This is a genomic window from Gemmatimonadota bacterium (assembly GCA_016209965.1).
Taxonomy (GTDB): Bacteria; Gemmatimonadota; Gemmatimonadetes; order Longimicrobiales; family RSA9; genus JACQVE01.
Genome location: JACQVE010000059.1, coordinates 1 through 8,601 on the forward strand (window position 1 = coordinate 1; position 8,601 = coordinate 8,601).

Consider the following 8,601-nt stretch of genomic DNA (forward strand, 5'->3'; position numbering starts at 1 on the left):
CTCGCGACCCGGCGCTCCGACTCATCCACAAGTTTCCGGGCGCCGCGTCCACAATTGTCCCGCACGGCTATGCATTCAATTCAAGCGGCCCGCGCCAACGGGTGCCCTTGCTCTCTAAAGAACTCTTCATGGGCGCTTCACGCCCATTTCACAGTGCAACGCCTAACCTCGGGCGAAGGCTCCGGAAACCGCCGGTGCGGCCACGCCGGTCCGGTGATCACTCTTTTGGAAGGGAGGGGATCCGATGATTTCGATGATCCCTCTGGCCTTGGGCGGCGCTCTAGCGGCAGCGTTGGTAATCCCCCTCACGGCCTGTGACGAGCATCCCGCCGAAGCGGCGGGCGCGGCGGAGTTTGCCTGGGTAGTCCCGGCCGGTGGCTCGACGAACGTGGATCCGAACGCCCCGATCGTGGTCGAGTTCACGCACGCCATGATGGCCGGGATGGAGCAGTACATCGCGCCGCACGAGGGCGACGTGACGGGACCCGTCGTCCCCGGTTCGTGGACGTGGAACCCGGCGCGCACACGCGCCATCTTCACGCCGTCGTCGCCGCTGAGGTCGGGGACCCGCTATGCCATCCATCTCGGCGGCGGAATGAAGGACGCCAGCGGCAACACGATGGGCTTCCAGCAGCACGGGCAGCACATGGGCGGGCAGTGGGCCACCGGCTCAATGATGACCGGCGGCGGAATGATGGGCGGCAACACCAGCATGATGGGTGCGGGGTGGCAGCACGCGAACGGCACCTACGGCATGGTGTTCTCGTTCACGACGTCGTAATGAAGCCGCCGCGGAGGCTTCGGCTGCTGCTGATCGGCTCCGATGCCGCCATCACCGCCCGGCTCCGGGCGGTGCTGGAGCAGTCGGATATGAAGCTTCTTCGAAGCGCTGTGCTGGCGCTGGCTGCCGCCGCGATCCTGGCCGCGCCGGTGGCGGCACAGAAGAGCCCGGGCCTGACTCTGGGCGAGGTGTATTCGCTTGCGGCCGCACGGAATGCGCGACTTCAGGCGGCGCGCGCTGTAACGCGAGCGAAGGAGGCGCTGGAGGCTTCGGCGGCGCTGCCTCCCGACCCGATGCTGCAGGTCGGAATCATGAACTTCTCCGTGCCGGGGCTCGAGACGGACATGCCCACCTCGATGGCGCCCGCGATCCAGGCGATGCAGATGATTCCGTTTCCCGGAAAGCTCTCGCTCTCCGGCCGCATCGCGGAGCAGAGTAGTGCGATAGCGCGTGCGGAAGCGGACGAGGCGTGGTGGGAGGTGCGCGCGGAGGCGGCCATGGCGTTCTACATGATCTACGAGGCGGACCGGCAGATCGAGGTCATGCGCGAGACGCTGGGGCTGCTGCAGGATTTCGAGCAAGTCGCGAAGGCAATGTACTCGGCGGGCGTGGGACGGCAGAGCGACGTGCTGCGCGCGGGCGTCGAGGTGGCCCGCATGGAGGCGGACCTCAGGCGCATGGAGGCCATGCGCAAGGCGGCGGCGGCGCGGCTCAACGGGATCCTGAACCGGCCGGCGGACACGCCGATCCCGGAGCCGGTGTTCTCGCCCCTGCCGCTCTCCCTTCCCGGCGCGGACACTCTGCGCGCCTGGGCCGAGGCGACCCGGCCGATGCTGGCGAAGGGACGCACGGGCGTGCAGCAGGCGGAAGCCCGCAGCGCCCTGGCGCGCAAAGAGATCTGGCCCGACCCCGTCGTCGGGGTCCAGTACGGGCAGCGCGCTGGTGACATGGGAACGGGCACGGAGCGCATGGGCAGCCTGATGCTCGGCTTCAACCTGCCGATCTTCGCCCCGAAGCGGCAGCTCCGCATGCGCGCTGAGGCAGCCGCCATGGAGCAGATGGCGTGGGCCGACCTCACCGAAATGCGGGCGCGCGTGGACGCCCGCATCGGCGAGTTGCTGGCGGGGCTCGAGCGCACACGCACGCTCGTCCGGCTCTATCGGACGGAGGTGCTGCCGCCGGCGCGAGCCAACGTCGAGTCGTCCTTCGCCTCGTACCGGGTCGGTGCCGTCGATTTCATGACTCTCGTGGATGCGCAGATGACCGTGAACCAGTACCAGCAGGAATACTACGGGCTGCTGGCCGAGTATGGCCGGGCCGTGGCGGAGTTGGAGATGAGCATTGGCCGGGAGCTCCCCCGGACGGATGAGCTGATTGCGGAGGCGACATGAGCACGCGGCGACAAGTCTTCATTTCCCTGGCGGTGCTGGCGGTGGCGGGGGCAGCGGTGGCCGGCTACACCGCCACCACCCGAGGCCAGGAGAAGTCCGGCGCCGCGGCCGGGCACGAGCACGCCGCCATGGCCGGCGCCTCGGGCGACGAGCTGCAGCCCGTGCACCTGGATCCCGAGGCCGCGCGGCGCATCGGCGTCACGTACGCGGTGGCCCAGCGCAAGCCGTTCCGCCGCACGGTCGCTACCGTGGGCAATGTGACGTACGACGAAACGAGGCTGGCGAATCTGAACCCCAAGATCGAGGGGTGGGTCGAGCGCCTGCACATCGACTTCACGGGTGCGCCGGTGCGCAGGGGCGAGCCACTGATGGACATTTACAGCCCCATGCTCGTAGCGGCACAGGAGGAGCTGATCCTCGCCCGGCGTCTCGCGGACGCGGCCGTGGACGGCAGCGGCGGCCGCGCCGAGCGCAACGCCCAGGACCTGCTCGAGTCCGCGCGGCGGCGGTTCGGCTATTGGGATATTCCCGAGGACGAGGTCGCACGCATCGAGCGGAGCGGCGCCCCTCGCAAGACGCTCACGCTGCGCGCGCCCGCCACCGGGATCGTGGTGGAAAAGAACGTGGTGGAAGGCGCGCGCATCATGCCGGGGATGGACGTCTACAAGATCGCCGACCTCTCGCAGGTGTGGATTGAGGGAGAAGTCTTCGAGAAGGACCTCTCCCTGGTGCACCTCGGCCAGCCCGCGCGCGTGACTTTCGACGCCTATCCCGGTGAGGTGTTCGAGGGGCGCGTCACCTACGTCTATCCCACCGTGGCCGTGGAAGCGCGCACCGGGCGCATCCGCGTCGAGCTGCCGAACCCGCAGCTCCGCTTCAAGCCGGGGATGTATGCCAAGCTCGAGCTGGCGGCCACGCGCGAGCGTGACGCGCTCATGATCCCGCGCTCCGCGGTGCACTTCACGGGGGAGCGCGCCCTCGTGTTCGTGCGCGGCCGCGACGGGATGCTGGTTCCGCGCGAGGTGAGCACGGGACTCGTCGCCGCTGAGGAGATCGAGGTACTGGCGGGGCTGGCGGAAGGCGACGTCGTCGTCAGCTCGGCGAACTTCCTCATCGACGCGGAGGCCAACATGGGCAGGTCCATGAGCTCGATGCCAGGGATGGGGACGAGGGCCGAGCCGGAGGCGGGAACGACGGAAGAGCGGGCCGGGCCGGTTCGCGCACCGGCGGCGCAGCGGGAGGAGGAACGCGGCGGGGCGCCGGCGTCGCCCAGCAAGAAGCCGCAGGAGCAGGTCGACCACAACGCTCCCACCAAGCATTGAGGCGGTCGAGGCATGCTGAAGCGAGTCATCGAATGGTCCGTGGCCAACAAGTTCCTGGTGCTGGCGTTCACGGCGTTCGTGGTGGCCGCCGGCATCATTGCCATGCGCCGAACGCCGTTGGAGGCGCTGCCGGACCTCTCCGACGTACAGGTGATCGTCCAGACCGACTACGAGGGTCAGGCGCCCCAGATCGTGGAGGACCAGGTCACCTATCCCATCGCCTCCGAGATGCTGAAGGTGCCGGGGGGGCAGACCGTGCGCGGCTACTCCTTCTTCGGCGTCTCGTTCGTCTACGTGATTTTCGAGGACGGGACGGACCTGTACTGGGCGCGCAGCCGCGTCCTCGAGTACCTCTCCGCGATTCGCGGCAAGCTGCCCCGGAGCGCGGAGGCCGCGCTCGGGCCCGACGCGACGGGGCTCGGCTGGGTCTACGAGTACGCCCTCGAGGACACGACCGGACGGCGCTCGCTCGCCGACCTGCGCGCCATCCAGGACTGGTACCTGCGCTACCAGCTCACGGCCGTGCCGGGCGTCAGTGAAGTCGCCACCGTGGGCGGCTTCGAGAAGACCTACGAGGTCACGGTGGATCCCGCGCGCCTGCGCGCATACGGCATCCCCGTTTCGCGCGTGATGCAGGCCGTGCAGGCGTCGAACAAGGACGTCGGCGCCATGATGATGGAGCTCAGCGAGCGCGAGTATATGGTGCGTGGGCTCGGCTACCTTAAGAGCACGCGCGACATCGAGAACGTGGTGGTGGGCGCCACGGCCGCAGGCACGCCCATCCGCATCGCCGATGTGGCCACCGTGCAGCTCTCGCCCGACGTACGCCGCGGCGTCGCCGACCTGGATGGCCGCGGCGACGTGGTAGCCGGCATTGTAGTCATGCGCTTCGGGCAGAACGCGCTGGCGACCATCAGTCGCGTGAAGGATAAGCTGCGCGAGATCGAGGCGGGACTTCCCGAGGGTGTGGTGGTCCGGCCCGTGTACGACCGCTCCGACCTGATTCGCCGGGCTATCGCCACGCTGAAGGAGAAGCTGCTGGAAGAGTCGGTCGTCGTTGCGCTGGTGTCGGTGCTTTTCCTGTTCCATGCGCGCTCCGCGCTGGTGGCCATCCTGACCCTGCCCGTGGGGATCCTGATGGCGTTCATTGTGATGCGGACGCTGGGGATCAATGCCGACATCATGTCGCTGGGCGGGATCGCGATCGCGATCGGCGCGATGATCGACGCGGCGATCGTGATGATCGAGAATATGCACAAGCACCTCGAGCGCGCGATCGCGGAGAAGCGGGCGCTGGCCGGCCACCCTGTCATGGCAACCGAAGGAGCGGGCAGCGCTCCGGAGTCGAGGGATACTCTGTCACGGGCCGTGCGCTCTTCGAGGAGCTCAGGGACAGTATGGAGACGATCCCTCGACTCGCTTAGCTCGCTCGGGATGACCACGAGAGCGGGCGGGGCTGCTCACCGAGAGGGCGTGCTGAACACGTCGGAGCTGTCCGCCCGCGAGCGCTGGTCGCTGGTGGTGCGGGCCTCGAAGGAAGTTGGGCCGGCGCTGTTCTTCTCTCTGCTCATCATCACGGTCAGCTTCCTCCCCGTCTTCAGTCTCGAGGCACAGGAGGGGAGACTCTTCAAGCCGCTCGCCTGGACGAAGACCCTGGCGATGGCGGCGGCCAGCCTGCTCTCGGTCACGCTCGTCCCGGTCACCATGGGGTTGTTCATCCGCGGCAAGGTGCACGCCGAGGAGCGGAACCCGATCTCGCGCGGGCTCATGCGCCTCTACCGGCCGGTCATCGAGTTCGTGCTGCGCTACCGGCTGCCGGTGATCGCCGCGGCGGTCGCAGTGCTGGTCGTGACGTGGATCCCGTTCCAGCGCATCGGCAGCGAGTTCATGCCGCCGCTCGACGAGGGCACCGTGCTGTACATGCCCACTACGCTGCCCGGGATCGGTGTGCAGAAGGCGCGCGAGGCGCTGCAGCGGCAGGACAGCATCCTGCGGCTCATCCCGGAGGTGGCCAGCGTGTTCGGCAAAGCGGGGCGGGCCACGACCGCGACCGATCCGGCGGGGCTCGACATGTTCGAGACCACGATCGTGCTCGAGCCGGAAGAAGAGTGGCGGCCGGGAATGAGCACGGAGCGGCTGATCGAGGAGATGGACTCGCTGGTCCGCTTCCCCGGCTTCACCAACGCCTGGACGATGCCGATCAAGGGGCGCATCGACATGCTCGCTACCGGCATCCGCACGCCCGTGGGGATCAAGATCTTCGGATCCGATCTGGCCGAGCTGGAACGCGTCGGCAAGCAGATCCAGCGCGCGGTGCAGGTGGTGCCGGGCACGCGCTCGGTGTTCGCCGAGCGCGCCGTCTCCGGTTACTACCTGGACATTGATGTGGACCGGCAGGCCGCGGCCCGCTACGGGCTCAACGTAGAGGAGATCCAGGACGTCATCTCCTCGGCCATCGGCGGAATGACTATCACCCAGACTGTCGAGGGCCGCGAGCGGTACAGCGTGCGGCTGCGCTACCCGCACGAGTTGCGCGACCAGCCCGAAAAGCTGGCGGACGTGTTGATCCCGGTGGTGCAGGGCGGGGTGGCGGGCGGCGGCGCGGGCATGGGCGGTATGGGCGGAATGGATGGGGCGGGGGGCACCGGCGCGGCCGGCGCCGGTGGACGCGCGCAGGTCCCCCTCGGGCAGGTAGCCACCATCCGCCGGGTGAGCGGGCCCATGGCGATCAAGACGGAGGGCGCGTTCCCCACTGCCTGGGTCTATGTGGATGTGGCGGGGCGCGACATCGGCGGATACGTCCGTGACGCCAAGAGGATGGTGCAGCAGATGGTGGACCTGCCGCCGGGCTACACGCTCCAGTGGTCCGGGCAATACGAGTACATGCAGCGGGCCAAGGAGAAGCTCAAGCTGGTGGTGCCGGCCACGCTCCTGATCATCTTCCTGCTGTTGTACCTGAATTTCCGCAGCGTGGGCGAGTCGCTCATCGTGATGCTGTCGCTGCCCTTCGCCCTGGTGGGCGGCGTGCTGTTCATGGCGCTGCTCGGCTACAACTGGTCGGTGGCGACCGTGATCGGCTTCATCGCGCTGGCCGGCGTGTCGGCGGAGATCGGCGTCGTGCTGCTGGTGTACCTCGACCACGCCCACGAGCGCCGGCGCGAGGCGGGACGGCTGCGCGGGCGGGAGGAGCTCTTTGACGCCGTGCGCGAAGGCGCGGGCCAGCGGCTGCGGCCGGTGCTCATGACCGCCACCGCGGTGATCGGGGGACTGCTGCCGATCCTGTGGGGGCACGGTACGGGTGCCAGCGTGATGAAGCGCATCGCCGCGCCTATGGTCGGCGGGATGGTCTCGGCGACCGTTCTCACACTGGTCGTGATCCCGGCAATCTATTCCCTCTGGAAAGAATACGCGCTCCTCAGGGAGGCGCGCGCGCCGGCAGCCGAGATGCTCGCCGGCGCCGCCGTTCCGGTGGGCGCCGACTGATGGAGGGCCGCATGAAGAAATGGCCTACTCGAAGCCGCCCTCTGCTTCCTGCCCGGGAAGCCGGCGCGGCCAGGGCCCGCTTCGGCCTATACGGCCAGGCTAAGCTGGCGAGCCGCAACCCCCTGGGGAACGAGGCGCGGCCGTGACCTCAGAGAAACAGCCGCGCGAGGGGCAGGCGGAAGCCCGGGACGATGCCCTCGCCGTCGAGCGCGTCGCGCTCGCTCAGCTCGCCGACCGAGCCGGCCGGCGCGGACTGAGGTGACGTGAAGCGGGATTCATGGAGATTTCACGGTGGCTTCATTCGAGGGTGACTACTGTGGCACCGCGTCGACGCCGACTCCCGGCCGCCGTTAAACTTCGAGAAGGAGCCGTGCCATGTCGCGCCGCAGCAAGGACTCCGAGAGCCGGAACGGACAGGTTCGCCGCGCGGGCAAGCAGCGGGGACGCGGGTATGGGAAGCAGTGGCTGCTGGTGGCGAGCCTGGTGGCCGCCGCCGTCACCGTGCTTCTGCTGGTCACGCGCTCGGGGCACGCCCATCCCGATCCGCGCCCCGGGATCACGGCGGAGGGGGTCGTGCATCCGTTGCATTACCAGCGGTACCCGCGCATTGCGGCCACCTACGGCAAGGCGCGCGAGATCCCGCAAGTGCTCGACGGCCTGCACTGCTACTGCGAATGCGAGGAGCACTCGGGCCACTACTCGCTGCTGGATTGCTTCAAGAGCGACCACGGCGCCAACTGCGACGTCTGCCTGACCTCCGCGGAACTGGCCTGGCAGCTTGCGGGCGGGGGCAAGTCTCTGGAAGAGATCCGCTCCGCGCTCGACGATCTCTACAGGCGCTGAGCGGCCAGCCAGGGAGAATGGGCTTGGGGCGGATGGTCATGACTGCGGGGTTAGTGACGGCGTGGGCGGTGATATGTCGGGGCGGAACCGGGCGAGCGCGGCCTTGATGCTCTTTGCCAGCCTGGCAGCGTGTGGTCAGACCCGGGCTGACCGCGACCTGGCCCGGCAGAGCCTGGTACTCAGCGCGGTCTCAGAGGAGGGGGCCGGCGCCGCTGCGGCGCCACTGGCGGGCGTCAGCGCCCGCGCCCGTGTGCAGGTGCAGCCGCTCAACCGGCGGCGCCTCGGCCCCGATACCATGAGCCACGGCTTCCACCGCTACCTGCAGCGCTGCTTCGGGTGCCACGCCCGTCCGGCTCCCGGGCTGCATACCGCCGCCGAGTGGGCGGGCGTCCTGGATCGCATGGACAGCAACATGGCGGCGGCCGGGCTATTGCGATTGTCCCGCGAAGACCGCATGGCCATCCTGCGCTTCCTCGGAGCCCACAGCCGATCCGGCGGCTAGGCTCGGCTTTTTGACGCGGGCGTTACTGTCCGCCTTCTATTTTTCGACGGGAGCGCGTGATGTGGCAGGGCGGAAACGCCAGCGGGAGTGGCCGGCGCGCGAGGTGGAGCTTGTCCAGACAGGTCGGGAGGGCTTCGACTCTGGAAGGCGATCACGGACCCGCGGGAGGCCTGCCCTATATCCCCCCGCTACGGTTCACGTGGCTGACTCGCTGGTACGATTTCCTGATCCGTTGGACGATACGCGAGTCGACATTCAAGAGGCGGCTCCTGGCGCAAG

Annotated in this window: 6 protein-coding genes; all 6 read left to right on the forward strand. The window is 68.6% G+C overall.

From position 1 onward, the window contains the following. Positions 1–244: 244 nt before the first annotated feature. The 6 genes from HY703_02705 to HY703_02730 all read left to right on the forward strand — a co-directional run bounded on the left by HY703_02705 (position 245) and on the right by HY703_02730 (position 8,322). Positions 245–781: an Ig-like domain-containing protein gene (locus HY703_02705; GenBank protein MBI4544088.1), complete on the forward strand. Its 537-nt coding sequence runs from the start codon at positions 245–247 to the stop codon at positions 779–781. Further along, positions 781–2,172: a TolC family protein gene (locus HY703_02710; protein MBI4544089.1), complete on the forward strand. Its 1,392-nt coding sequence runs from the start codon at positions 781–783 to the stop codon at positions 2,170–2,172. Before HY703_02705 ends, HY703_02710 begins: the two co-directional genes overlap by 1 nt. Further along, positions 2,169–3,494, forward strand: coding sequence for an efflux RND transporter periplasmic adaptor subunit (locus tag HY703_02715; GenBank protein MBI4544090.1), 1,326 nt, complete (start codon positions 2,169–2,171; stop codon positions 3,492–3,494). The genes HY703_02710 and HY703_02715 overlap by 4 nt, the downstream gene beginning before the upstream one ends. A gap of 12 nt (positions 3,495–3,506) precedes the next feature. Beyond that, on the forward strand, positions 3,507–6,977 hold the full coding sequence (locus HY703_02720; protein ID MBI4544091.1) for an efflux RND transporter permease subunit: 3,471 nt from the start codon (positions 3,507–3,509) through the stop codon (positions 6,975–6,977). A 375-nt stretch (positions 6,978–7,352) separates the two neighbouring features. After that, positions 7,353–7,820 (forward strand): hypothetical protein, encoded by a 468-nt coding sequence (locus HY703_02725; GenBank protein ID MBI4544092.1) that lies wholly within the window; start codon positions 7,353–7,355, stop codon positions 7,818–7,820. Between the two features lie 73 nt (positions 7,821–7,893). Then, positions 7,894–8,322 carry a hypothetical protein gene (locus HY703_02730; protein MBI4544093.1) on the forward strand — a complete coding sequence of 143 codons (429 nt, stop codon included), beginning with the start codon at positions 7,894–7,896 and terminating at the stop codon, positions 8,320–8,322. The last annotated feature ends 279 nt before the right edge of the window (positions 8,323–8,601 follow it).

What these genes read in the sequence shown, in the direction of transcription:
- HY703_02705 (MBI4544088.1), top strand. Translation starts at nt 245, where the DNA reads ATGATTTCGATGATCCCTCTGGCCTTGGGCGGCGCTCTAGCGGCAGCG.
- HY703_02710 (MBI4544089.1), top strand. Translation starts at nt 781, where the DNA reads ATGAAGCCGCCGCGGAGGCTTCGGCTGCTGCTGATCGGCTCCGATGCC.
- HY703_02715 (MBI4544090.1), top strand. Translation starts at nt 2,169, where the DNA reads ATGAGCACGCGGCGACAAGTCTTCATTTCCCTGGCGGTGCTGGCGGTG.
- HY703_02720 (MBI4544091.1), top strand. Translation starts at nt 3,507, where the DNA reads ATGCTGAAGCGAGTCATCGAATGGTCCGTGGCCAACAAGTTCCTGGTG.
- HY703_02725 (MBI4544092.1), top strand. Translation starts at nt 7,353, where the DNA reads ATGTCGCGCCGCAGCAAGGACTCCGAGAGCCGGAACGGACAGGTTCGC.
- HY703_02730 (MBI4544093.1), top strand. Translation starts at nt 7,894, where the DNA reads ATGTCGGGGCGGAACCGGGCGAGCGCGGCCTTGATGCTCTTTGCCAGC.